The sequence below is a fragment of the Actinoallomurus spadix genome (genome assembly GCF_024055725.1).
Classification (GTDB): domain Bacteria; phylum Actinomycetota; class Actinomycetes; order Streptosporangiales; family Streptosporangiaceae; genus Actinoallomurus; species Actinoallomurus spadix.
The window spans coordinates 333,823-357,007 of record NZ_JAMXMX010000001.1; the positions used below are offsets into that span (position 1 = coordinate 333,823).

21 protein-coding genes are annotated in these 23,185 nt (G+C 72.4%); 11 read left to right on the plus strand and 10 right to left on the minus strand.

Translation table 11 applies throughout. The annotated features are described in order from the left end of the window. Positions 1 to 139 precede the first annotated feature (139 nt). Together NE235_RS01455 and NE235_RS01460 are read right to left on the minus strand one after the other, a co-directional pair. Complete coding sequence (locus NE235_RS01455; protein ID WP_252798810.1) at positions 140 to 1,147, minus strand: Rv2578c family radical SAM protein; 1,008 nt, start codon at positions 1,145 to 1,147, stop codon at positions 140 to 142. Positions 1,148 to 1,157: 10 nt separating this feature from the next. Continuing rightward, positions 1,158 to 2,048 carry a LysR family transcriptional regulator gene (locus tag NE235_RS01460; RefSeq protein ID WP_252798811.1) on the minus strand — a complete coding sequence of 297 codons (891 nt, stop codon included), beginning with the start codon at positions 2,046 to 2,048 and terminating at the stop codon, positions 1,158 to 1,160. Between the two features lie 103 nt (positions 2,049 to 2,151). Between NE235_RS01460 and NE235_RS01465 the strand changes: the two genes are divergently transcribed. Then, positions 2,152 to 3,108 carry a DMT family transporter gene (locus NE235_RS01465; protein WP_252798812.1) on the plus strand — a complete coding sequence of 319 codons (957 nt, stop codon included), beginning with the start codon at positions 2,152 to 2,154 and terminating at the stop codon, positions 3,106 to 3,108. Here the strand turns inward: NE235_RS01465 and NE235_RS01470 are convergent. Next, positions 3,053 to 4,156, minus strand: a complete 1,104-nt coding sequence (locus tag NE235_RS01470; RefSeq protein ID WP_252798813.1) for a site-2 protease family protein — start codon at positions 4,154 to 4,156, stop codon at positions 3,053 to 3,055. The two genes, NE235_RS01465 and NE235_RS01470, sit on opposite strands and share 56 nt — an antisense overlap. Before the next feature lie 76 nt (positions 4,157 to 4,232). Here NE235_RS01470 and NE235_RS01475 point away from each other — a divergent pair, with 76 nt between their 5' ends. Together NE235_RS01475 and NE235_RS01480 are read left to right on the plus strand one after the other, a co-directional pair. After that, a complete protein-coding gene (locus NE235_RS01475; RefSeq protein ID WP_252798814.1) occupies positions 4,233 to 5,798 on the plus strand; it encodes a glycoside hydrolase family 10 protein in 1,566 nt (521 codons plus the stop codon). A 128-nt stretch (positions 5,799 to 5,926) separates the two neighbouring features. Next, positions 5,927 to 6,130, plus strand: a complete 204-nt coding sequence (locus tag NE235_RS01480) for a DUF3040 domain-containing protein (protein WP_252798815.1) — start codon at positions 5,927 to 5,929, stop codon at positions 6,128 to 6,130. A 250-nt stretch (positions 6,131 to 6,380) separates the two neighbouring features. Here NE235_RS01480 and NE235_RS01485 read toward each other — a convergent pair whose 3' ends face one another. Next, a complete protein-coding gene (locus NE235_RS01485) occupies positions 6,381 to 6,833 on the minus strand; it encodes an ester cyclase (RefSeq protein WP_252798816.1) in 453 nt (150 codons plus the stop codon). A gap of 178 nt (positions 6,834 to 7,011) precedes the next feature. Between NE235_RS01485 and NE235_RS01490 the strand changes: the two genes are divergently transcribed. From NE235_RS01490 to NE235_RS01500, 3 genes are all read left to right on the plus strand, one after another. After that, a complete protein-coding gene (locus tag NE235_RS01490) occupies positions 7,012 to 7,578 on the plus strand; it encodes an RNA polymerase sigma factor (protein WP_252798817.1) in 567 nt (188 codons plus the stop codon). Continuing rightward, positions 7,575 to 8,363 (plus strand): methylated-DNA--[protein]-cysteine S-methyltransferase, encoded by a 789-nt coding sequence (locus tag NE235_RS01495; RefSeq protein WP_252798818.1) that lies wholly within the window; start codon positions 7,575 to 7,577, stop codon positions 8,361 to 8,363. Before NE235_RS01490 ends, NE235_RS01495 begins: the two co-directional genes overlap by 4 nt. A gap of 109 nt (positions 8,364 to 8,472) precedes the next feature. Continuing rightward, on the plus strand, positions 8,473 to 9,672 hold the full coding sequence (locus NE235_RS01500; RefSeq protein ID WP_252798819.1) for an acyltransferase family protein: 1,200 nt from the start codon (positions 8,473 to 8,475) through the stop codon (positions 9,670 to 9,672). A 45-nt stretch (positions 9,673 to 9,717) separates the two neighbouring features. Here the strand turns inward: NE235_RS01500 and NE235_RS01505 are convergent, their stop codons facing one another. The 3 genes from NE235_RS01505 to NE235_RS01515 form a co-directional block, all read right to left on the minus strand. Next, positions 9,718 to 10,473: a nuclease-related domain-containing protein gene (locus NE235_RS01505; protein WP_252798820.1), complete on the minus strand. Its 756-nt coding sequence runs from the start codon at positions 10,471 to 10,473 to the stop codon at positions 9,718 to 9,720. Positions 10,474 to 11,121: 648 nt separating this feature from the next. Then, positions 11,122 to 11,901 (minus strand): alpha/beta fold hydrolase, encoded by a 780-nt coding sequence (locus tag NE235_RS01510; protein ID WP_252798821.1) that lies wholly within the window; start codon positions 11,899 to 11,901, stop codon positions 11,122 to 11,124. 309 nt (positions 11,902 to 12,210) lie between these two features. Continuing rightward, positions 12,211 to 15,003, minus strand: a complete 2,793-nt coding sequence (locus NE235_RS01515; protein WP_252798822.1) for a hypothetical protein — start codon at positions 15,001 to 15,003, stop codon at positions 12,211 to 12,213. A gap of 91 nt (positions 15,004 to 15,094) precedes the next feature. On the opposite strand from NE235_RS01515, the gene NE235_RS01520 reads away from it, so the two are divergent. Further along, on the plus strand, positions 15,095 to 16,072 hold the full coding sequence (locus NE235_RS01520) for an EamA family transporter (RefSeq protein ID WP_252798823.1): 978 nt from the start codon (positions 15,095 to 15,097) through the stop codon (positions 16,070 to 16,072). Here the strand turns inward: NE235_RS01520 and NE235_RS01525 are convergent. Both NE235_RS01525 and NE235_RS01530 read right to left on the minus strand, forming a co-directional pair. Continuing rightward, a complete protein-coding gene (locus NE235_RS01525; RefSeq protein ID WP_252798824.1) occupies positions 16,053 to 16,790 on the minus strand; it encodes an ABC transporter permease in 738 nt (245 codons plus the stop codon). The two genes, NE235_RS01520 and NE235_RS01525, sit on opposite strands and share 20 nt — an antisense overlap. Further along, the gene (locus NE235_RS01530; RefSeq protein WP_252798825.1) at positions 16,780 to 17,712 is read right to left on the minus strand and encodes an ATP-binding cassette domain-containing protein; all 933 of its coding nucleotides are present in this window, start codon (positions 17,710 to 17,712) and stop codon (positions 16,780 to 16,782) included. The genes NE235_RS01525 and NE235_RS01530 overlap by 11 nt, the downstream gene beginning before the upstream one ends. A 72-nt stretch (positions 17,713 to 17,784) precedes the next feature. Between NE235_RS01530 and NE235_RS01535 the strand changes: the two genes are divergently transcribed. Beyond that, the gene (locus tag NE235_RS01535) at positions 17,785 to 18,420 is read left to right on the plus strand and encodes a TetR/AcrR family transcriptional regulator (protein ID WP_252798826.1); all 636 of its coding nucleotides are present in this window, start codon (positions 17,785 to 17,787) and stop codon (positions 18,418 to 18,420) included. A gap of 32 nt (positions 18,421 to 18,452) precedes the next feature. Here the strand turns inward: NE235_RS01535 and NE235_RS01540 are convergent, their stop codons facing one another. Next, a complete protein-coding gene (locus tag NE235_RS01540; protein ID WP_252798827.1) occupies positions 18,453 to 19,055 on the minus strand; it encodes a TetR/AcrR family transcriptional regulator in 603 nt (200 codons plus the stop codon). A 132-nt stretch (positions 19,056 to 19,187) separates the two neighbouring features. On the opposite strand from NE235_RS01540, the gene abc-f reads away from it, so the two are divergent. The 3 genes from abc-f to NE235_RS01555 all read left to right on the plus strand — a co-directional run bounded on the left by abc-f (position 19,188) and on the right by NE235_RS01555 (position 23,139). Continuing rightward, entirely contained in the window at positions 19,188 to 20,798 is a 1,611-nt protein-coding gene (gene abc-f, locus NE235_RS01545; protein ID WP_406567522.1) for a ribosomal protection-like ABC-F family protein, read from the plus strand. 201 nt (positions 20,799 to 20,999) lie between these two features. Beyond that, positions 21,000 to 21,881 (plus strand): arylamine N-acetyltransferase family protein, encoded by an 882-nt coding sequence (locus tag NE235_RS01550; protein WP_252798829.1) that lies wholly within the window; start codon positions 21,000 to 21,002, stop codon positions 21,879 to 21,881. A gap of 121 nt (positions 21,882 to 22,002) precedes the next feature. Further along, positions 22,003 to 23,139 (plus strand): epoxide hydrolase family protein, encoded by a 1,137-nt coding sequence (locus NE235_RS01555; RefSeq protein ID WP_252798830.1) that lies wholly within the window; start codon positions 22,003 to 22,005, stop codon positions 23,137 to 23,139. The last annotated feature ends 46 nt before the right edge of the window (positions 23,140 to 23,185 follow it).

The window sequence follows — 23,185 nt, forward strand, 5'->3', positions numbered from 1 at the left end:
CGGCGCTGGGCGAGATACCGGGCCGCGGCCGCGCGCAGGCGCGCGTGCGTCCCGTCATGGACGGAGGCGCCGGACAGGACGGCCTTCGGCGGTTCGGCGAGCATCGCGCCTATGGGAACCCGGCCGGTGCCCGGGCCGATCACAGGATGGTGAGCTGTTCGGGTTCGGCGGAGTACGGGGCCGCGGGTGGGGGCGTGCGCGGGTGGCGGAGGTTCCGGCCTCCGCGGATGCCGTACTCGTCGGCGAGGTCCCTGACGCGCCGGGCGATGCGGTGCTGATAGTCCTTCGGCGCGTAGGCGCCGCCGCCGTACAGGCGCTCGTACGGTGCGACGAGCTCGGGGTGGTGTTCGCGGAGCCAGCGGGTGAACCACTCGCGGGCGCCGGGGCGCAGGTGCAGGACGATCGCGGAGACGGAGGTGGCACCGGTCTCGGCGATCCGGCGCACGGCCGCCTCCAACCGGCGCGGGCTGTCGGTGAGGTAGGGAATGATCGGGCTCATCAGGACACCGCAGCCGATGCCGTGCTCGTTCAGCGTCGCGCAGACCTCGAGGCGTTTGAGCGGACTGGGGGTGCCGGGTTCGAGCAGCCGCCACAGTTCCTTGTCGACGAAGCCGACGGACACGGCCGCGCTGACCTCCGTGCGGTCGGCGGCCTCCTCCAGCAGCGGTAGGTCGCGCAGGATCAGCGAGCCCTTGGTAAGGATCGAGAAGGGATTCGCCGCGTCCCGCAGCGCCTCGATGATGCCCGGCATCAGCCGGTAGCGGCCCTCCGCCCGCTGGTAACAGTCGACGTTGGTGCCCATCGCGATGTGCTCTCCGGCCCACTTCGGCGCGGCGAGCTCCCGGCGTACGAGCTCCGGCGCGTTGACCTTCACCACGATCTGCGAGTCGAAATCCCGCCCAGTGTCGAAATCCAGATACTTATGAGTGTTCCTGGCATAACAGTAGACACACGCATGGCTGCATCCCCGATAGGGGTTGATCGTCCAGCGGAAGGGGACGCGCGAGGCGGCGGGGACCGCGTTGATGATCGACTTGGCTCGTATCTCGTGGAAGGTGATCCCGCGGAACTCCGGCGTGTCGACCGTGACCGGGCTGCCGAACAGTCCCGGATCCTCGCCGTCCAGCGACAACGCATCCCAACGCATGGAACCCACCTTAGAACATGTGTTCGATCAAGGCTCGGGTGGTGGGTGTCGTGGCGGTCGTGTCGATGAGGGCGATGGCGGCGGGGTGCCAGGGGCGGTCGGCCGGGCCGGTGAGGACGAGCCGCCGGCCGATCGCGGGACGTACGGGCACCAGCACCAGCCCGGGGGCGAGCATCGCGGCGGTGAGGGCGGGGACGATCGTGACGCCGATCCCCGCCCGCACCATGGCCAGCAGGGTGCCCATGTCGCGGATGCGGTGGGTGGGGGAGAGCGTCGTGCCCGCCCGCCGGTACAGCTCGCGGATGTGCCGTTCGCATCCTCCGCAGGACAGCAGGAAGTCGTCGTCCTCGAGGTCGGCCGGGCCGACGTCCGGCTCTCCGGCGAGGGGGTGGTCGTCGCGGAGAAGGGCGTGGAAGGCGTCCTCGGCGAGGAGGACGCCCGGTCCCGGTGGCGGGTCGACGAGGACGGCCAGGTCGACCGTGCTGCGGGCCAGCCAGTCGGCGACCTCGTCGTCCTCGCCCTCGAACAGGGCCACGTCGACGCGGGGCAGCCGGTCCTTCCACTGCGGGATCAGCCGGGGGAGCAGCCCCTGGCAGACCGTCGTCGGCGCGGCGAGCCGGACGGTGCCGGCCGGCAGTCCGTCGCGCTGAGCGGCGAGGTCGGCGATGGCCGCCGCCGCCGCGAGCGCGGCGCGGGCGTGACCGAGGACGAGGTCCCCGAAGGCGGTGGGACGCGGGTGGCCGTGCCGGGCGAGCACGGCCCCGCCGAGGGTGCGCTCGAGCGCCGCGACGGAGTGGGACACCGCCGACTGGCTCACCCCGAGCTCGGCGGCGGCTGCGCCGAAGCCTCCGTGGTCCAGGACGGCGACGAACGCCCGCAACTGGCTCAGGTTGACGCTCATGAGTTCTCTTCATGGAGAGGGTGCGGCCACTTGTTGGACTCATCATCGCACCGCCGCGCATGATCACGTCCCGGATCGGTGTTCGCGGTGTGAGGGAGGACGGATGGAGCGGCGTAGAGGGCCGGCGGACTGGGCCCCCGGGTTCGTGATCCTGTCGGTGATCTGGGGTTCGAGCTTCGCTCTGATCAAAGTGGCGATCGAGGCGGGCGTCGCGCCGCTGTGGGTCGCCCTGTGGCGGTGCCTGTTCGGGCTGGCGGCACTGGGCGCGGTCTGCGCCGCGCGGCGCGTGCCCGTGCCCCGTGGCACGCGGATGTGGGCGCATGCCATCGTCGTGGCGGCTCTGCTGAACTCCGTGCCGTTCGCGCTGTTCTCGTACGCGGAGACGCGGGTGAGCTCGGTCGTGGCCGGGGTGTGGAACGCCACCACGCCCCTGACGACGCTGCTGTTCGCCGTCGCCGTGATCCCCGGCGAGCGGCCGACGTACCGCCGGGCGATGGGGCTGGTGACGGGGTTCTGCGGCGTGCTCCTGGTCCTGGGGATCTGGCGGGGGCTCGACGGCGGCACGCCGGCCGGCAGCCTGGCCTGCCTGGGGGCGACCGCGTGTTACGGCGCGGGCTTCACCTACACCCGGCGCTTCTTCGCCGGGGGAGCGGAGTCGGCCGTCGCGCTCTCGGCGCTGCAGATCCTCTGCGCGACCGCCGAACTCGCCCTCGTCGCGCCGGTGGTGGCCGGCCCGCCGTCCTGGCCCGGGCCGGGGGCGGCCGTCGCGCTGGCCGTGCTCGGCGCCGTCGGGACCGGGCTGGCGTACATCATCAACCTCGGGGTGATCCGGGCGGCAGGTCCGACGGTCGCCTCGACCGTGACGTACCTGACTCCGCTGTGGTCCACGCTGCTGGGGGCGGTGCTGCTGGCCGAACCGCTCGGCTGGAACACCCTCGCCGGCGGCCTGCTGATCGTCGCCGGGGTCATCGTGGCCCGCTCGCCCGGCCGGGGACCGGCGGCCGTCAGCGCGCCGGGAAGCCGGGAGCCTCGCGGGTCAGGTGTTCGAGCTCGCGGGTGAGGTCGTGGGGGGTCACGATGCCGATCAGGCGGTCGCCGTCGAAGACGAGAAGGCGCGTGCGGGCGAGCTTCGCCAGCAGTTCGGTCAGCGGGGTCTCGGCGGTCGTGTGCTCCGCGTCCTCCACGAGGGTGCCGACGGGGGTGTCGGGCGGTTCACGGCGGATCCGCTCGGTGGTCACGACGCCGCGGACGACGCCGTCGTCGACGACCGGGTAGGCCGAGTGCCGATGGCGGGGCAGCATCTCGCGCAGGAACTCGGCGACCGGCATGGTGCTCGGCACGGTGAACGGGTCGGGCGTCATGATGCGGCGGATCGGGATGCCGTCGAGTCTCGCCCGGACCCTGGCCTGCCCCGCCTCGAGACCGGCGGCCGTGATGAGGAACCAGCCGACGAGCGTGAGCCACAGGCCGTCCGCGCTCCACATCGCGATGTAGAACCCGCTGAGCATCGTGACCCAGCCGAACGCCCGGCCGACCTGGGTCGTGTACAGGGTCGCCTTCAGCCGGTCGCCGGACCTCCGCCACAGCAGGGCGTGCACGAGCCGTCCGCCGTCCAGGGGAGCGGCGGGGATCAGGTTGAAGGCCGCCAGGAGCCCGTTGATCAGGGCGAGCCAGGTGAGGCAGCCGGTCGCCAGGCCGTCGGCCTTCGCCAGGAAGAGGATCGCCGACGCGGTGCCGAAGACCGCCGCCAGCAGCGCGCTGACGAGTGGTCCGGACCCGGCGATGCGCACCTCGGCGCCCGGCGTGGCCGGCTCGCCCTCGAACCGGGAGACCCCGCCGAGCAGCCATAGCGTGATCCCCGTGACCGTGAGGCCGTTCCGGCGGGCGACGAGCGCGTGCGCCAGCTCGTGGGCGAGCAGCGAGGCCAGGAAGGCGGTGGCGGTGAGCAGCCCGCCCAGCGCGTAGACCAGCGGAGGCAGGCCCTTGTACGTGTGCGGCAGTTGCACGCCGGCCAGGCCGTACGTGATGAGCGCGAAGATCACCAGCACGGTCCAGTTGACGCCGACGCGTACGCCGCCGATCCGGCCGAGCCGGAGGGTGTCGTTCATAGCCGCCGCCTTTTGTCGTCACTGAGTAAGGGATACCCGCCAAAGCACTCCGGAGTCTCGGGCAGAATGCCCTGTCGTGGGGTTGTCCATCGTCAGGAGGAGCGCCGCCGCCGCGGCGGCGATGGTCGCCATGGCCGGATGCGGCGGTCACCCGGACCGCACCCGGCCCCCCGCCGCGCAGTCGGCCGAGTGCGGTCAGGTCACGACGGCCCGTTCGGACGCCGGGCGGCAGACCCGGGCCATGTGGATCGTGTCGGTGGGCAACGGCGACTGGCCGAGCAGGCCGGGCCTGCCGGTGGCGAAGCAGCAGGCGGAGTACCGCGCCCTCCTGGACCTGGCCGTACGCCGGAACCTCAACACCGTCTACGTGCAGATCCGGCCGTCGGCGGACGCCTTCTACCCGTCCCCGTACGAGCCGTGGTCGCGGTACCTCACGGGGAAGCAGGGCAAGGCCCCGGGATACGACCCGCTGCGGTTCCTGGTCGACGAGGCGCACAAGCGGGGGCTGGAGTTCCACGCCTGGTTCAATCCCTACCGGGTGAGCACCGGGCCCAATCGTAAGAGCCTGGCTCCGAACAACCCGGCCCGGGTCCATCCCGACCGGGTGTACCGCTACGGCGACGCGCTCTGGTACGACCCCGGCCTGCCCGAGGTCCGCGACCTCGTGTCGAAGGTCGTCCTCGACGTCGTGCGGAGGTACGACGTCGACGGCGTCCACTTCGACGACTACTTCTACCCCTATCCGCTGCCGGGCAAGGAGTTCCCGGACAAGGCGACGTTCACGAGGTACGGCGCCGGCTTCAAGAGCCGCGCCGACTGGCGGCGGCACAACGTCGACCTGCTCGTCCAGGCCCTGTCGGCCCGCATCCACCAGGCGAAACCGTGGGTGAGGTTCGGCATCAGCCCGTTCGGGGTCTGGCGCAACAGGTCCGACGACCCGAACGGCTCGGCGACCCACGCGCTGCAGAGCTACGACGACATCTACGCCGACACCCGCAGGTGGGTGAAGAACGACTGGATCGACTATGTCGTCCCTCAGCTGTACTGGCCGATCGGGTTCGGTGCCGCGGACTACCGGACGCTCGTGGCGTGGTGGGCCAGGCAGGTGGCGGGCACGCACGTGCAGCTGATCATCGGGCAGGCGGCGTACCAGGTCGGGCACGGCGGCCCGTGGGACAAGGCGGCCGAGCTCTCCCGCCACCTGGCGATCGACGCGAAGCACCCCGAGGTGACCGGGGAGGCGATCTTCAGCGCCACCGATCTGCGGCAGGACCGCCGCGGTTTCGCGTCCCGGCTCGCGAAGGACCACTTCGGCCGTCCGGCGCTCGCCCCGGTGAGCCCGCGGACGCCCGCCGCCCTGCTGTCGGCGCCCAGCGGCCTGGTGGCCAAGGACCGGCGGCTGACCTGGCAGGGCGTCGGCGCCGCGGCGTACGCCGTCTACCGTTCGGCGGCGGAGGGGCCGGCGTGTGCCGCCCCGGAGGCCCGTCACCTCCTCATGGTGGTGCCGGGCGCGACGACCCGGATCACCGACCACACCGCCGAATCCGGCCAGGTCTACACCTACTACGTGACGGCGCTGGACGGGCGGCACCGGGAGAGTTCTCCTACCCGGGGTGCCCATATGACCGCCCAAGGCGGCTGACCAGCGCTTTTACGGAGACCACGTGGTATTCGGCCGCAAAGGCCGAGGCTCGCTGGCTTTTTGAGGTTTCCCAGGCAGAACAAACAGGGGATGATTCCTGGAAATCTGTGACCCCCTGGAGGTGCGGCATGGCGCTCTCGATGGAGGAGGAGCGAATCCTCACCGAGATCGCATCTCAACTCGGTCAGGAGGACCCCCGCCTGGCCGACCGGCTGTCCAACTTCGGGCGCCTGCGCAGGCGGCGGCGCATCCGCGCCGTCGTGGCGATCGCGACCGCCGTGCTCGTGATCGCCTCATTGGTGGCCGCGGCCGTGGTCACCGTGCCGGTCTGACGAACGAAGCCGCCCCCGCGGGAGGATCCCGCGGGGGCGGTGCCACGCTTGGGCCGGTGTGGTGGTCGCCTCTCGGCGAAAGGCACAACGCGGCTCCTGCCCCGGCCAGATGGCCGGACGGTATTCCGCGAAGGCGGTAGGTGCGGCCCGGGGACACATGCCACACCGGCCCCACCAGCCTAACCGATCCCACCGGCGACCCGGCACCTCCCCGGCACGGCTCTTCGTACGGGTCTCGCGGCCGGCGCCGCTATGAGGAGCCGCCGAACGGGCCGGGCATGACGCCGAGCTGGGTGGCGATGGTCGCGATGTCGAAGTAGACCCGCTCGCAGATGATCCGGTCGCCGTCCGGCCCGTCGAAGAAGAAGAACGCCACCATCGGGCATCGGAAGGTGCGGCCGGTGGGCGGAATCCCGTACGCCTCGCCCAGGTGCGTGCCGAGCAGGTCGAACTCCGCGATGACGGCGTCGTCGGCATGGCGCAGGCGGACGTTGTCGTGCCGCTGGTCGGGGAAGGCCGCACGGGAGCGGTGGTAGTAGCCCATCACCTCCTCCGGGCCGTCGAACACCTCGCCGGTGGGGATGATCTCGTAGCGGGGGTGACTCATCGTCGCCAGCGTGACGTCGAAATCCTGGGCGGTCTCGGACTCGAAATGAGTGCGGATCAGGGCCTCACGGGCCTCACGCACGGTGGTGCTGGTCACGGTCTCTCCGTCCTGCGGATCGGGCGAATAGCGGCGAACTGCGACCGGTGGCGCGTCGGCCCCCATAATGGATCTACATTGTAAAGGTAGGCGGCGGTATCGTACGACTGTTCATCGAAGACGACAGGACGAACGTGATGGCCCGCAACCCGGCGACCTCGGCCGGTGTTCTATCGACGTGACCGACACCGATACCCGCCTCCCGATCGTCGCCGCGCTCACGGAGGACCTCGACACCGGCTTCGTCGCGCTCTTCGACGCATACCGTGACCTCGTCTTCTCCGCGGCGCTGCGGCTGTGCGGGCGGTGGGCGGACGCGGAGGACCTGACGGCGGAGGCGTTCCTGCGCGCCTATCGCGCGCTCGCCGGTTACGAGCCGCAGCGCATCGAGAGCCTGCGGCCACGCCCGTGGCTCATGACCATCGTGGCGAACCTCTGGCGCAACACCGCGCGCTCGGCCGCCCGGCACCCGCCTCCGGCGCCGCTGGAGGCCGCACCGGAGGCGGCCGATCCGGCGGAGCCCACCGAGCAGGCCGCCGAGCGATCCGAGACCGGTCGCGAGCTGGCCGCGCTGCTCGGCGAGCTCCCCGAGGAGCAGCGCCTCGCCGTCGTGCTGCGGCACGTCGCGGACCTGCCGATCGCGGAGATCGCGACGATCCTCGGAGCCCCCGAGGGCACGGTCAAGTCCCACATCTCGCGGGGTCTCAAGCGACTCCGCCTGCTCTACCCGGGGAGTTCACGATGAGCACCGTTGAGTCTTACGACCCGGAGCCCTCCGACCGGCGGGATCCGCTGATCGCCGGCCTCGGCGCACTGGCCACCGGCGCGCCGGCGGGCCTGCTCGACCGGGTGGCGGCCCGCTGGGTGCGGGTCGACGCCGCGATCGGTGACGTCTACGTCGCGATGACCGACCAGGGCGTCGCCTACCTGCGCGCCGAGCAGGACGAGGACGAGTTCGCCGCGTCGTTCCGGAGCCGGTTCGCGCGGCCGCTGCTGCCGGGCGGCAGCCCGCCCCCGGCCCTGGTGCGGGCGCTGCGGACGGGGCGCGCCGAAGGGCTCCACCTGGACCTGCGCGGACTGCGTCCCTTCGAGGCGGCGGTCCTGCGCGCGGCCGCGACGATCCCGCGTGGTGAGATCCGGCCGTACGCCTGGATCGCCGAGCGGATCGGCCGGCCGAAGGCGGTCCGGGCGGTCGGCACCGCCCTGGGGAGGAACCCGGTGCCGTTGCTGATCCCCTGTCACCGGGTGACCCGTTCCGACGGCCTGATCGGGCAGTACGTCTTCGGCATGCCGGCCAAGGAACGGCTGCTGCGCATGGAGCACGTCAATCTCGACGAGGTCGGCACTCTGGCGGCCAAGAACGTCTACTTCGTGGGCAGCGACACCACCGGCGTCGTGTGCTACCCGAGTTGCCGCGACGCGCGCCGGATCACACCGGCGCATTGGCATGGCTTTCGTACCCTGGGACAGGCCGAACGCGCCGGATACCGGCCGTGCCGGCACTGCCGGCCGGGGGGCGCCGCGCCCTGAGCGCCCGCCTCACCGGCCACGGTGCGTTCAGGGCCCTTTGCACATCCGTTCAGGGACGTCCTGTTGACTGACCTGGCAAGCCGTCGTCTCCGACCGAGGTTCCGCCGTTTTGAGGATCCACACCGACCTCGTCCGCCTTGTCACCCGCCGCCCCGCATCCGGCCGTACCGAACCCGCTGATACCGCGCCCGCCCGTACCGAACCTGCCCGTGCCGAGCCCGCCCGTGCCGATCGGGATCCCTACTTCGACAACGCGAAGTTCCTCGCCGTCGTCCTGGTCGTCATCGGCCATGCCTGGGAGCCGCTCCGCGGCGCGAACGTCGGCGGCCGGATCCTGGAGGCGGCGCAGACGTTCATCTACGCCTTCCACCTGCCGGCCTTCATCGTCATGTGCGGGTACTTCTCACGCGGCTTCCCGACCACCCGCGGCCGTACCCGCAAGCTCATCGCCGCCATCGTGGTGCCGTACGTGCTGTTCAGCGTCGCGTATCCCCTCTGGGCCGCGCTGCTGTCCGGCCGCCACGTCGGCTGGGATCCGCTGGAGCCCTACTACCTGACCTGGTTCCTGCCCGCCCTGCTGCTGTGGCGGCTGTCCACGCCGCTGTGGCAGCAGATCCGCCTGCCCGTCATCGTGGCGGTGCTGATCTCGATGCTCGCCGGGTTCGTCACCCTGCCGAGCATGCTCAACGCCGCCCAGGTGCTGTCGTTCCTGCCCTTCTTCGTGCTCGGCCTGGCCCTGCGACCGCGGCACTTCGCGGTCCTGCACCGCCGCGCCGTACGAGTCGCGGGCGCGGCGGTGCTCCTCCTCGGAGGTCTCACCGCCTACGTGCTCGCGCTGAGCGTCGACCCGGAGTGGGTGCACTGGCGGCGCAGCTTCGGCCAGCTCGGGGTGGGCGCTTCGGCCGGCGTCGGGTTCCGGATCGCCACGATGGCCGCCGCGCTGATCCTCACGGTGGCGTTCCTCGCGGTGGTGCCCGCGCGGCGCACCTGGTTCACCCGGCTCGGCTCGGCGACGATGTACGCCTACCTGCTCCACGGGTTCTTCACGCTGTACCTGTCGTACCAGGACTGGTACTACGGCATCTCCGGCCGGCAGGTCGTGCTGGTGACGGGCGGCTGCGTGCTCCTCGCCGTGCTCCTCTCCGGGGACCTGGCGCGCCGGATGTTCCGGTGGGCCGTGGAACCCCGCCTGGACTGGCTCTTCCGCACGGGTTCCACCGGGCGCCCGCCGTCTCGCAGCCGGCGGGAGCGAGGGGAGTCCCCGCTCGGGCGGAGAGAGGACCCCCGCGCGGTCAGCGGAGCCGAGTGATCAGGAGAGCTGCCCGGTGACACCGGAACGCCGGCCGGCCGCGGATCAGCGGACGATGATCGCCTGCCGGCTGATCGGCAGCCGGTGTGCCGCCTCGGCGATGGTCGCCACCTGCTCGGGCGAGAAACGGGTGCGCTGGCCCCGGACCCACCCGGGCAGGCGATGCATGCGGAGGAGGGTCACGCCCTCGGCCTCGACGAGACCACGGGCGAGGCGACCGCCGTGAATGACGGCCACGGCCTCCACGGCGACCTCACCGCCGAGACGCTCGGCGAGCAGGGCGGCGGTGGCGTCGGCCCGCGCACGCAACGCGGCGACCATCTTGGCGCCGGATCGCTCGTCGACGTACAGCGTGCCCTGGTAGGAGGCGATATCGGTGTCCGGAGCGACGGCCTGGTTGTCGACCATCATGACGCCGGTCGGCCCGATCACCAGGTGGTCGATCTGGCCGTGTTCTGGAACGTTCCTTCCCTGCAGGACGCGGTATCCGCGCCAGCCGAGGGTCAGGCGCAGGAGGGTGGACGTACGCCGTTCGCCCCGCTGGCCCTTGCGCCAGACGCTGGACGCCATCCGCTGACGCAGGTAGTACAGAGCGTCGACCGCGGCGACCGCCACCGCGGCCAGCAGCCCGAACCAGACATCAACAAGTACCGTGCCGATCACCAGGCCGAGCGCGGCGAGCGCACCACGCACTTGAAGCCGGCGGCGCTTGCCCTGCGCCCACAGCTGCTCGTGCACCGCCTGGGGGGACCCGCCGATCAGCGCCGGGTTCTCCGGAACATAGATCGACCGACCGAACATGACGCGACCCTTTCGCTCGGGGAGTTTATTATCCCGTGATTCCCGCGAAATGGGCATGGGGGGTGAGCTGGTTACACCCAAAAGTAACAAACGGAGATTCTGTCGAGATCTGCGTGTGGAATTGCCGTGCAACCTGCACTGCGGGTTGCATCGCGGGCGGAGCCTGCGCAGAGGCGCGGAATTCGGTCCGGTGACCGAGGGGTGCGGTCCACAATGAAGACGTCAGCATAGCGCCGCGGACCCCGGCGAATGCAGCGATATCGAGATGGGCGCACGCCGAATATTGGCGCGGATGCTGATTATGGCCGGACCTCATCGCCCGGCACCGAGGCTGGGGGTGGAGGGCCGGTGGCGTGGCACGAGGGGCCGAGAAGGCGGGCCGGCAGGCCGCTGCGGGCCATTACGGCGAAATCCGCTGGCCGGTCAACGTGCCGACCGCCAGCCGTTCGGTGAGCGCTCGCGCCCACAGCGGTGCCGGGCCGCCCGTCCTCCGGCCGGCGGGCCGCGCCGGAGGGCGGGTCACCCCCTCATCGTCACTCTCGGACGTCCGGATGGGAAGCCCCCGAGCCGCGCCGGGAGGACCGCACCGGCCTCCGCGCGGCCCGGCCGCCGCGGAGGCCGGTGATCACCGAATCGGCCGGTCGCCGATCATCCGGAACTGCCATCGAGGAGCACGCGGGCGACGAGTTCGGGGTCGTCGCCCATCGGGACGTGCCCACATCCCCGGAGCCAGACGAACCGCGCGTGCGGCAGCGTCTGCTGGGCGCGTACGGCCTGGCTCGCCCGCAGAAGACGGTCCCGCGTGCCCCACGCGATGGTCACCGGGACGTCCCGCAGCCTGCCGCGGAACGTGGTCCTGCGACCGGCCCGCAGGGTCGGTTCGAAGCCCACCGCGCCGCGCAGCGCGGCCGCGTCGGCCAGCAGGGTGTCGACGCCGATGAGTTCCGGCCGCCCGTAGATCATGCCGAACATGAGACGGCGCATCCGCGGCGTGTTCGCCAGCCGGCGCATGGTCGAGGCGGGCAGCCCGGCGCCGAACCGCGACGCGCGCAGCACGAGTCCGGCGTACCGCAGTTCGAGCGGCGTGTAGAACCCGGCGGGGGACAGCGCGGTCACCGATCGGGCGAGTCCCCGGTCGGCGGCCTCGAGCGCGAACAGCCCGCCGAGGGAGTTGCCGGCGACGTGCGGGCGGTCGAGGCCGAGCCGGTCGATGAACTCGCGTAGCACGTTGACCACGCTGTCGAGGGTGTACGGAGTGCCGGGGGGAAGGGGTGGCGAGGCGCCGAATCCGGGCAGGTCGACCGCGATGACGTCGCGTTCCTTGGCGAGCCGGTCGATGACCGGCTCCCAGGCCTGCCAGCGGTGGCCGATGCCGTGCATGAGCAGCAGGGGCGGGCCGTCACCCCGCCGTTCGAAGACGATGTCCACGCGGCGAGGGTAGACCCGAAGTTACCGCTTGGTCACTATGACGGCGCTCACGTCCCCGGCCCGAGCGGCCCCGGCGTTTCAGCCGGAGACCGGCGTCCAGGCGGCGTTGAGAGCCCCGCCCCTGGCCCCGCTGGTGGTGGCCCGGCTGTGTTCGTTCACCGGCATCGCCGTCGGGGCGTTCGTCCCGCCGGCCTGGCCGCCGTGGCCGTCGTGGCCGGAGCCGGATGCGGTGACCCGCCCGGCACCGGCCGCCGCACGCTCAGGGCTCGAGTTCCGCGGCGACGCCCTGGAAGTCCTCCATGGAGAGGGTCAGGGTGTTCTGCCCCTGGAAGATCTGGGTCTCGCCCGCCTGGCCGAGGTGGTGGTTGCAGGCACGGTCCAGGTACGCCTCGACGAGCCGGGCGTTGGTGAGTCGGCCACCTGCCATGCCTCCGATGCCAGCTTCAGGCGGCGTTCCCCGGCCAGCAGCGCCGCGAGGCGGACGCGAAGCTTCGGATCGGACAGATCGGGCAGCCGTACGACGCGGAAGTCGGTGATCAGCTCCGGGATGGCGTCGGTCAACTCGCGTAGCCGGCCCGGCGCGCAGGTCGCCGCGAGGATCGTCTCGCTGACCCCTTCGACCCGCGCCCGGTACAGCGCCGAGGCGTATGCCGCGCCACGGTCGTCGTCGAGGACGACGGTGTCCAGTCCTTCGATCAGCAGCGTGTGGCCGCTGTACTCGGCGATGCGCTCGCGCAGCCGCCGCGGATCGATCTCGGCCAGTTCGTCGGCCATGAGCGTGTGGACCTCGCCGCTTCCCACACCGACTTCGGCCAGCGCGCGGGCGATCATGCGAGTGAGGCGGCGCTGGCCGCAGGACAGCTCGCCGACCAGCAGCACCGCCGGCGCGGACGCGCTGGAGACCTCCTGACCGCGCAGGCTGAGGGCCCAGGTGCCGCGCCGGCGCAGTTCCGTCAGCAGCCGCTCGATGTCGTCGGGCCCCGGCAGGAACGTGATGCCGTGCGCCTCCACGAGCCGCGGTCCGTCGTCGGACCCGTCGGCCGCCGGGTCCGACGGCGATGCCGCTCCTCCTCCGGTGACCGGGTTCGTGAGCGGCGATGCCGTTTCTCCTCCGGCCGCCGGATCCGGGAACGGCGGCGGGGTGCCGCCTCCGGCCGCCGGATCGCCCGGGACGACCGAGGTCGGCGGGATTCCGGGTTCAGGCGTGAGGGCGGTGGGCGGAGCCGTGGAGAAGGGCGCGGCGGGCTCGGGTGTCACGGCGGTGGCCCCGGGAGTCCACCCTTCGTACGGGGAGGCGGCAGATGAGGCGCCGCCGGGATCGGAGGACGGTCCGGCGGAGCCGGTGCTCGCCGGGGTGCCCGGGTCCGCCAGGGGCGCGACGGGCCCACCACCCCACGCTCTGGTGCCCTCGAAAGGGTCGAGGTCGGACGCGGGAGGCACGGACGACGAGTCGCCGGCCGGGAACCCCGGGCCGGACGCCGGTGCCCCGCCCCCGGGCTGGAATGTGGGCCCACCCAGGCCCGGCTGAGAGGCCGGCGCTGCCGTGCCCGGCTGGGACGTGGGTGCTCCCAGGCCTGGCTGGGACGTCGGGCCGGTGCCTGCCGGGGTGCCGGGGATCGACGTGGGGGCGGAGCCGGGGTTCGAGGAGGGAACGGAGGGGAGCGGCTCGGAGGACGGCCAGGCCGCCGTCGCCGGCTGCGGCGGGGGAGCGGTGTCGGCCTTGCGCTGCTCGGCGAGGTGCGCGCGGGCGGCCTCGATGATCTCCCACGGGGTGAGGCCCTCCCCGGGCTCCGGCTCGGGCCCGGCGTCGATCGCCTTCATCAGCGCCGCCGGGACGGTGAACCCGGGCCGGGGCGGCATGATGTTCGCCAGCCGGGACCAGGACAGCGCGGTGGTGTACGACGCGGCCAGCAGGGTCCGCAGGATCTGCGGGTCCGCGCCCGCGACCGCGGCGGGCAGCGTGCCGTCGACCGGCCACAGCTCCCGGAGCGGGTGGCCCGGCTGCCCGAGCGACTGCAGGGTGCGGACCGCTTCGGGATCCAGCCAGGGGAGGACCGCGGCCATGGCACCGGGCGCGGCGTCGAGGTCGGCGGCCAGCAGCGCGAACGCGACCCGCCGGGCCTCGGCCGGCCCGCTCGCGGCGGCGGGGAGCGCGGCCGCCATCGCGGCGAGGTCGTAGCAGGCGAGCCGGAAGTGGTCGCCCGGCGCCGTCTCCCGCAGCAGCGTCACCCGTAGTTCGGGAGGGCAGCGGCGCAGCCATTCCTGCACGATCGCCGGGTCGCCATAGCGTACGGCGGCGTGGTCGCTCGGGACCATCCGCAGGGTGTTGGCGGCGATCGTGGCGAGCGCGTCGGCGCGTGGCCGGAAGGAGGGTTCGCCGCGCAGGGCCTCGGCGGTCTCCCAGAGGGCGCGGGCGATGTAGGAGGCGCCCATCGGGTCGCCGGCCCGCAGACGTTCGGTGTAGGCGCCGACGAACAGCGGGAGCGCGGGAGGCAGGAACCAGCGCGGGCCCGGCCCGGCGGGGATCAGATGGCGGCCGTACAGGCCGAGGAGCGGGTGGTCGTCCAGGGCGACCGGAGCGCCCGCGCACCAGAGGACGGCGAAGAAGGACACCGCGACCGGGCTCGGGGTGCCGGGCACGAAGTGCGGATCCTGCAGGGGGAACTGGGCGGGGTTGGCGCTCGACGCGGCCGCCACGGTCTGCTGAAGCCGGCCGAGCACGGTCGGGGAGGGCGGCGCGCCGAACAGGCCGTCGGCGGCCAGCGGACCGGGGGTGAGGTCCGGCCCGGTGGTCAGGATCGAGGGCGGGACCGGTGGGCGGCCCGCGCCCGGCGGCGCCGGCATCACCGCCTGCCGCGCGGCGGGGTCGAACGGGGGCGGGCAGAGGTGCCAGTTGCCGTCCAGGCCGCAGCGGTACCAGCGGCCCCATGCTCCGAACAGCCACCATTCACCGGCCCCGGCCAGCATTCGTGACGTGATGGCCTCGGCGCGCGCGTGTGGCGGCGCGCCCATCCACCACGGGGAGGAGGTGATGCCGCGCACGTCTGTCTCGATGGCCGCGAACGGGTCGCTCGGGGGTGCGGCCGGGGCCTGCCAAGTCACGTTGCGATCGTAGTGGGTCGTTTCGAACGTCATTGCGGCGCGTAATGACCGTCCTGTAGCTTTGCTCCTTAAATTGGGAGGGGGTGGGCGCGTGGACGGCGCGCGGCTCAGGGCGTCGGGGCTCGGTCTCGGGATCGTGTCGGCGATCACGTTCGGCACGTCAGGGCCTTTCGGGAAGGCGCTGATCACCGCGGGTTATTCGCCGTTGCAGGCGTCATGGACGCGGATCGCCGGCACCACCCTGGTCCTCGTGCCGCTCGCCCTGCTGCTGCGCGGGCGTGCCGCCGGGCGCGCGGTGCGCGGGCGCTGGCCGCTCCTCCTGCTGTACGGGGTGATGGGGATCGCGGGCTGCCAGTCGCTGTACTTCCTGGCGGCCTCCCGCCTCCCCGTCGGGGTGGCGATTCTCCTGGAGTTCACCGGTCCCGTGCTGGTCGTCGGATGGATGCGCTTCGTCCAGGGGCGGAGCGTGCCCCGGAGCGCGTCGATCGGCGTGGGAATCGCGCTGGTCGGCCTCGCCTGCGTCGTGGAGGTCTGGTCGGGTCTCGGCATCGACCCTCTGGGGCTGCTCGCCGGGCTCGGCGCGGCCGCCTGCCAGGCCGCCTACTTCCTGCTCATCGACAAGGTCGGGGATGACGTCGACCCCCTGGTCATGACCGCCGCCGGATCGACCGTCGGCGTGGTCCTGCTCGCGGTGGCCGCGCCGCCATGGCGGATCCCGTGGCACCTGCTGACCACGGGCGTACGTTTCGGCGACCGCCTGACGCCGGGCTGGCTCCTCGTCGTCTGGATCGTCCTGATCAGCACGGTCACGGCGTACCTCACCGGCGTCGCCGCCGTGCAGCGCCTGTCCGCTCCGGTCGCGGGCGCCGTCGCGTACATCGAGACGGTGTCGGCGGCGCTGTGCGCCTGGATCGCGCTCGGCGAGCGGCTGGGCGTCCCGCAGCTCGCCGGCGGGGCGATCGTGCTGGCCGGCGCGTTCGTCGCCCAGCGGTCGGTCGCCCCGGGCGGGCCGGTGGTGGAGCCGGTGCCCTACCTGGAGGCCGCCGGCGTCACGAGTTCTGACGGGTGAAGGTCCGGGTGCCGATCGCCAGCGCGGCCACCGCGAACGCGGCCGAGACGGCCAGCCCGGCCGTCAGCGTCCCCGACGTGTAGTGGCCGGCGAACGCCGCGCGCAGCGCGTCGGCGCCGTACCGGAACGGTGTCGCGCGGGACGCGGCGTCGAGCCAGCCCGGCGCCGTGGACATCGGCAGGAGCGCGCCGGACAGCAGTAGCAGGGGCACCACGAAGGTGCTGGACAGCGGCGCGAACAGCTCCTGCCGCCGGAGGGCCAGCGCGAACGCGTAGGACAGTGCGGCCAGGCCGGCGGCCAGCGGCAGGAGCAGCGTCAGGCCGATGAGCAGCCCGGTGACCGGGACGCGGAACCCGAACGCCGTGCCGACCGCGATGACCAGCGCCGCCTGGCCGAGGAGCACGACGGTGTTGGTGAGCACCCGGCCCAGCAAGAGTGCCAGGCGGGAGGCCGGCGTGACGCGCAGCCGTTCGAGGACGCCGAACCGGGCGTCGAAGACGATGCCGAAGCCGGCCAGGCCGGGGCTGAGCAGCGAGAGCTGGATCAGCACGCCCGGGACGAAGATCTGCCAGCTGTCGTGCCCGAGGTAGGACCCGAGCAGCGGCCCGAACAGGACCAGGTTGAGGACGGGCTGCAGCACGCCGAAGAGCAGGCCGAGCCAGCCCCCGAGCGTGAGCCGGAGCTGGTGGCGGAAGAGGAGCCAGGTGTCACGCGGCATGAGCGGCCGCCTTCCGGTCGGTGAGGGCCAGGAACACGTCGTCGAGGGTCGGCCGGGTGTGCCGGATCGACAGCGGCTCGACGCCGGCCGCGTCCAGGGCCCGGGTGAGCTCGATGAGGATGCGGTCCCCGGGGGCGACGGTCAGCCGCAGCGTGCGCCCGGTGACGCGCACCTCGCGTACGGCGGCGAGACCGGCGAGCGCCGACCGGGCGTGCGGCACGTCCCCGGAGATCTCGATGGTGACGACGTCTCCGCCCAGCCGGGCCTTCAGCTCCCTGGGTGATCCCTCCTCGATGACACGCCCCTGGTCGATGATGAGGACGCGGTCGCACAGCGCGTCCGCCTCCTCGAGGTAGTGGGTGGTCAGGAAGACGGTCGTGCCGTGCCGTTCGCGGAGCCGCCGGACGTGGTCCCACAGGGCGCTGCGGCTCTGCGGGTCCAGGCCGGTGGTCGGCTCGTCGAGGAAGACGACCGCGGGCCGGTGCACGACGCCGAGGGCGATGTCCAGGCGCCGTTTCTGCCCGCCGGACATCGACCCGATCGGCCGGTCGGCGAGGTCGAACTCCGCCAGGAGGTCGCGGGATCGGGCGGGCGCGTCCGGCACGCGGTACAGCCGGGCCTGCAGCACCAGTTCCCGCAGGGCGGTGCAGGACGGATTGGTGCTGCCGCCCTGCGCGACGTAGCCGATCCCGCGCCGTACGCCGGCCGGGTCGGCGATCAGGTCGTGCCCGGCCACGGTCGCGGTGCCGGCGGTGGGCCGCAGCAGGGTCGTGAGCATCCGGAGGGTCGTCGTCTTGCCCGCGCCGTTGGGCCCGAGGAAGCCGACGATCTCTCCGGCCCGGACGGTCAGGTCGACGCCGCGGACGGCTTCGGCGCCGGCGAAGGACTTGGCGAGGCCACGCGCCTCGATGACGTGATCCATGGAGGCAGGCTAACCATAATCTTGGTGTCACACCAAACTTTGAGTCACACCATTTCGAATACCATGGACACCATGGCGGAAGAGCTCGGGCTCCGGGAGCGCAAGAAGCGCGAGACGCGGCAGCGCATCGCCGACGTCGCCATGGGGCTGTTCATGCTGCGCGGCTTCGACCGCACCACGGTCGCCGACGTCGCCGAGGCCGCCGACGTGTCCGTCAACACGGTCTTCAACTACTTCAAGACGAAAGAGGACCTGTTCTTCGACCGGCAGGACTTCGCCGTCCAGAGCCTCGGCCGGGTCGTCGCCTCCCGGCGCGCGGGGGAGCCGGTCGTCGAGGCGCTGCGCCGTGACTTCCACGAGGCTCTGGACGAGGGCGACTGGCGGTACGGCACCAACAGTGGCGCGGAGGACTTCTCCCGCATGGTGCTCGAGAGCCCGTCGCTGCGGGCGCGGATGCGCGAGATGTCCGACCTGCGCAGGGACCACCTCGCGCAGGTCCTGGCGGAGGAGACCGACGCCGACCCCGACGACCCCACCCCGAGGTTGGTCGCCGCGCAGGTCGTCGCGCTGACCCAGACCATCTCGATGGAGTACCTCCGGCGCCGCCGCGCCGGCGAGAGCCACGCGGCGATCCTCCCCGCCGTACGGGCCGCCGTCGACCAGGGCTTCGACCTGCTCAGGTCCGGCATCGGCGACTACCCGCGCTGAGCCCGTGTGCCGCCGCCTGGGCACGGCGGGACTCAGCCGAGAGCCCCCGCGCGGGCGGCGGCCAGGGCGGCGTTCGCGGCCCGGTCGGCGACCGCCGCGTCGACCGGCTCCCGGCTGACGAACAGCCGGTAGTAGATGGGCGCCACCGCCGCCCGTACGACCTCGGCCGGGTCGGTGCCGGCCGGCAGTTCGCCCCGGGCGACGGCGCGGGTCACGATCCGCGCGGCCTGCTCGTGCCGGGAGGCGAAGAAGCCGGCGAGCGCCACGGCGGCGGCGGAGTCCTGCATGGCGGCGGCGATGAACGCGGCCGAGACCGGGCCGTCGTCCGGATCGGTGAAACCGGTCACCACCAGACGGGTGAGGGCGCGCAGGTCCTCTTCCGCCGAACCGGTGTCGGGGATCGGCCAGGGCTCCTCGCTCGCCATCTCCAGTGCGTCCGCGATCAGGCCCTCGACGCCGCCCCAGCGCCGGTAGACGGTGGTCTTGTGCACCCCGGAGCGGGCGGCGACGCCGTCGACCGTCAGTGCGGCGTACCCCTTCTCGGCGAGCTCGCTCAGGGTGGCCGCCCGGACGGCGGCACGGACACGGGCGCTCCGGCCGCCCGGTCGCCGGCCGAGGCCATCGGTGATCGTCATCGGAAATCCCGTTGCGCTCGGGAACACTGGTCTGTCATCATCCTAACGCAACACAAGTTGCGATAAGTCCCCCGCAGAGGAGAGCAGTCGCCATGGGCCTGACCCCGAACACCGCGAAATCCCGCTCACGCCGTGTATCGGAGGTCCGTTTTGTCAACTCAGCTCACCCTGCGGAACGTCGCAAAGTCCTACGGTGATCACCGCGTCCTCGATGATGTCTCGTTCTCCGTACGGCCCGGGGAGCGTGCCGGGCTCGTCGGGGAGAACGGCTCCGGCAAGTCGACGCTGCTGCGGCTGATGGCCGGCGTCGAAGCGCCGGACGACGGCGACGTGACCGTCATGGCCGACGGTGGCGCCGGTCACCTCGGGCAGACGAGGATCGTGCCGCCCGGGGACACCGTCCAGCAGGCCATCGACGCGGCCCTCGCCGACCTGCGCGCGGTGGAGCGCCGGATGCGCGAACTCGAGGCCGACCTCACCGAGGACCGGTTCGCCGAGTACGCCGCGCTGCGGGCGTCGTACGAGGCCCGGGGCGGTTACGAGGCCGACGCCCGCGTCGACAAGGCGATCCACGGGCTCGGTCTCGCCCACGTGGAGCGGGACCGTCCGCTCGGCACTCTGTCCGGCGGCGAGGAGGCCCGGCTCGCGCTGGCCTGCGTGCTGGCGGCGTCCCCGGAGATCCTGCTGCTCGACGAGCCCACCAACCATCTCGACGAGCCGGCGATGACCTGGCTGGAGGACCGGCTCCGCGCCCACCACGGCACGGTCGTCGTGGTCTCCCACGACCGGCTCTTCCTCGACCGCGTCGCGACCGTGATCTACGAGGTCGAGGACGGGGCCGTGACGCGCTTCGGCGGCGGGTACTCCGGGTTCCTCGCCGCGAAGGCGGCCGCCCGTGTCCGCTGGGAGCAGGCATACGCGGCCTGGTGCGAGGAGGTCGAACGCGTCGAGACGCACGCGGCGACCACCGCCCGCAGGGTCGCGCCCGGCCGGCCCATGAAGGACCGCAATAAACCCGCCTACGACCGGGACGCCGGGCGCGTCCAGAGCTCGGTCGCCGGCCGGGTGCGTCAGGCGCAGGAGCGCCTCCGGCAGCTGCGGGCGAACCCGGTGCCCAGGCCGCCCGACCCGTTGCGGTTCGATGGGCTGTTCGGCGGGGGAGCGGGCGAAGGAACGCTCGCCGAACTGCGTGAGGCGACGGTCGGCGACCGGCTGCGCGGGGTCTCCCTCACCGTGACGGCCGGTGACCACCTGCTGGTCCACGGCCCGAATGGCGCGGGCAAGTCCACCCTGCTCCGCGTACTCGCCGGAGAGGAACCCGATTCCGGGACGGTGCTGCGGCGCGGCCGGGTGGGGTACCTGCCGCAGGAGGTCGGCTTCGCCGATCCGCGCCGGTCCGCGCTGGCGGTGTTCGCCGACAGCCGGCCCGGTCACCCGGACGAGCACCGCGAGCGGCTGCTTGCGTACGGCCTGTTCCGCCCGGAGGCCCTGGACACGCCGGTCGGCGGGTTGTCGGTCGGCCAGCGGCGGCGGCTGGCCCTGGCCCGGCTGCTGGCGGCGGAGCACGATCTCCTGCTGCTCGACGAGCCGACCAACCATCTGTCCCTCGTCCTGGTCGAGGAGCTGGAGACGGCACTCGCCGACTACCGGGGTGCGCTGGTCGTCGTCTCTCACGACCGGACGCTGCGGGACCGCTTCCCCGGCGCGCGGCTGGAGATGCGTGAGGGACGTATCGCCGGGTGACCGGCGGGACGTTCAGGGTCCGGAGTCGGGGACGTCCTGTCGTGACGAGGCCACCGTGCGCAGCTCCTCGTCGGTCCAGGTGATCGTTCCCGCCCGGAGCCCGTCGACGATGGCAGTAACTTACTTTGTAAAGGCAGTGGCCGATTGTCGTACCCATAGCGATAAGATCCGCGGCGGAGGTACGAGATGGCCGGTCTCCACGTGTCCGCATATCTCCGAAGACTCGACCTGGTCGATCCGGGTCCGCCGAGCGTCACCGCCCTGCGCGCACTGCACGCCGCTCAGGTCGAGCGCGTCGCCTATGAGGCGCTCGACGTCCAGCTCGGCCGGCTCACCTCGATCGACCCCTACGAGTCCGCCGCACGGATCGCGGCGGGCCGCGGTGGTTACTGCTACCACCTGAACGGCGCGTTCGCCCTTCTGCTGCGCGCGCTGGGCTACGAGGTGACCTGGCGCCGGGCGGGCGTGCAGGCGCGGCGGGCCGCAGAGCCGCCGGGCCCGGCACTGGCCAACCACCTGGCGCTGACCGTACGCGGCCTTCCGGCCGAAGACTGCCCGTCGGGTGTCTGGCTCGTCGACGCCGGTCTCGGCGACGGGCTGCACCAGCCGCTGCCCCTGCGCGAGGGGGAGTACGTCCAAGGGCCGTTCCGTTTCCGCCTCCGGCGTTCGGATGTCGCGCCCGGAGGATGGCGGCTCGACCACGACCCCTCCGGCGCCTTCACCGGCATGGACTTCGGCATGCGGCCGGCGCGGGTGGAGGACTTCCTCGAGCGGCATCAGCACCTGTCGACGTCGCCGGAGTCGGGGTATGTGCGGACCTGCACGGTCATGCGCCGGGACGCCGGCGGCGCCGACGTCCTCACCGGGTGCGTGCTGCGGCGCGTCGGTGACGCCGCGGACCACCGGCGGGTCCTGGAGTCGAAGCGCGAGTGGTACGCCGTGCTCGGTGACGTGTTCGGCCTGAGGCTCACCGACCTGGACGACGCCGACCGGGAGACCCTCTGGGCGCGGGTCCGCCGTGCCGACGAGGTGTGGGCCACCGGCCGCAGGTCATCCGCGACTCCGGCGGAGCCGGAGAAATAAGCCGGCGGGCCGTCGGTGGTTCCCGGCCCGTAAAGCGGTCAGGATCTGACCTGAGTGCTCCCTAGCTTGGCCCTTCGGTGAGCCCCCCGGCTCCCCGCGACGGCGGACACAGGAGAAGCACATGGAGATCACCCCGTTCAGCGTCGAAGTCCCGCAGGAGGACCTCGATGATCTGCGCGACCGGCTGGGCCAGACGCGCTGGCCCGACGAACTCCCCGGCGTGGGATGGGACTACGGCGTCGCCCGCTCCTACCTGCGCGACCTGGTCGCGTACTGGACCGACGAATACGACTGGCGGGTACACGAGGCCCGCCTGAACGAGATCCCGCAGTTCACCACGACCATCGACGGGCAGAACGTGCATTTCCTGCACGCCCGCTCCCCTGAGCCCGGCGCCCTGCCATTGATCATCACCCATGGCTGGCCCAGCACGGTCTGTGACTTCCTCGACATCATCGGCCCGCTCACCGATCCGCGCTCTCACGGCGCGGACCCCGCCGACGCGTTCCACGTCGTGGCACCGTCCGTGCCCGGGTTCGCGTTCTCCGGGCCCACCCGGGAGAAGCGGTGGGGGAGCAACCGCGTCGCGCGGGCCTGGGCCGAGCTGATGCGGCGCCTCGGTTATGACCGTTACGGCGCCCAAGGTGGCGATTTCGGCTCGATCGTCTCGCCGGAACTCGGCCGGGTCGCCCCGGACGCCGTCATCGGTGTTCACGTCAACGCGCTGGTCAACGCCTCGACTGCCACCGGTCCGCAGGAACTGGACCTGCTCTCGGACGACGAACGCGAGCAGGCGCGGGCGAACCAGGCATGGTGGTACGCCCACTCGGGCTACGCCACGCAGATGGCGACGCGTCCGCAGACCGTCGCGTACGCGCTCAACGACTCGCCGGTGGGCCAGCTGGCCTGGAACCTCGAATGGTTCGTCGACCATGATCCGACCCGGACCCGGCAGCCGCTCGCCGACCGGGATGCGGTGCTGACCGACGTCACCGCGCTGTGGCTTACCTCGACCGCGGCCTCCGCCGCACGGCTGTACCGCGAGCTGATGGCGGACGGCTGGGGCCGCCCCGCTCCCTCAGGCGTGCCGACCGGGGTCGCCACGTTCCTCGGCGACCGGGCGATCCGCCGGCTGGCGGAGCTGTCCAACACCATCACACACTGGTCGGAGTTCGACACCGGCGGCCACTTCGCCTCCCTCCAGGCCCCCGGCCCGCTCGTCGACGACATCCGGGCCTTCTTCCGCACCCTCCGCTGACGTTCGTGCCCAGCAGGGGGACCTCACGGACGAAGATCCTCGGCCT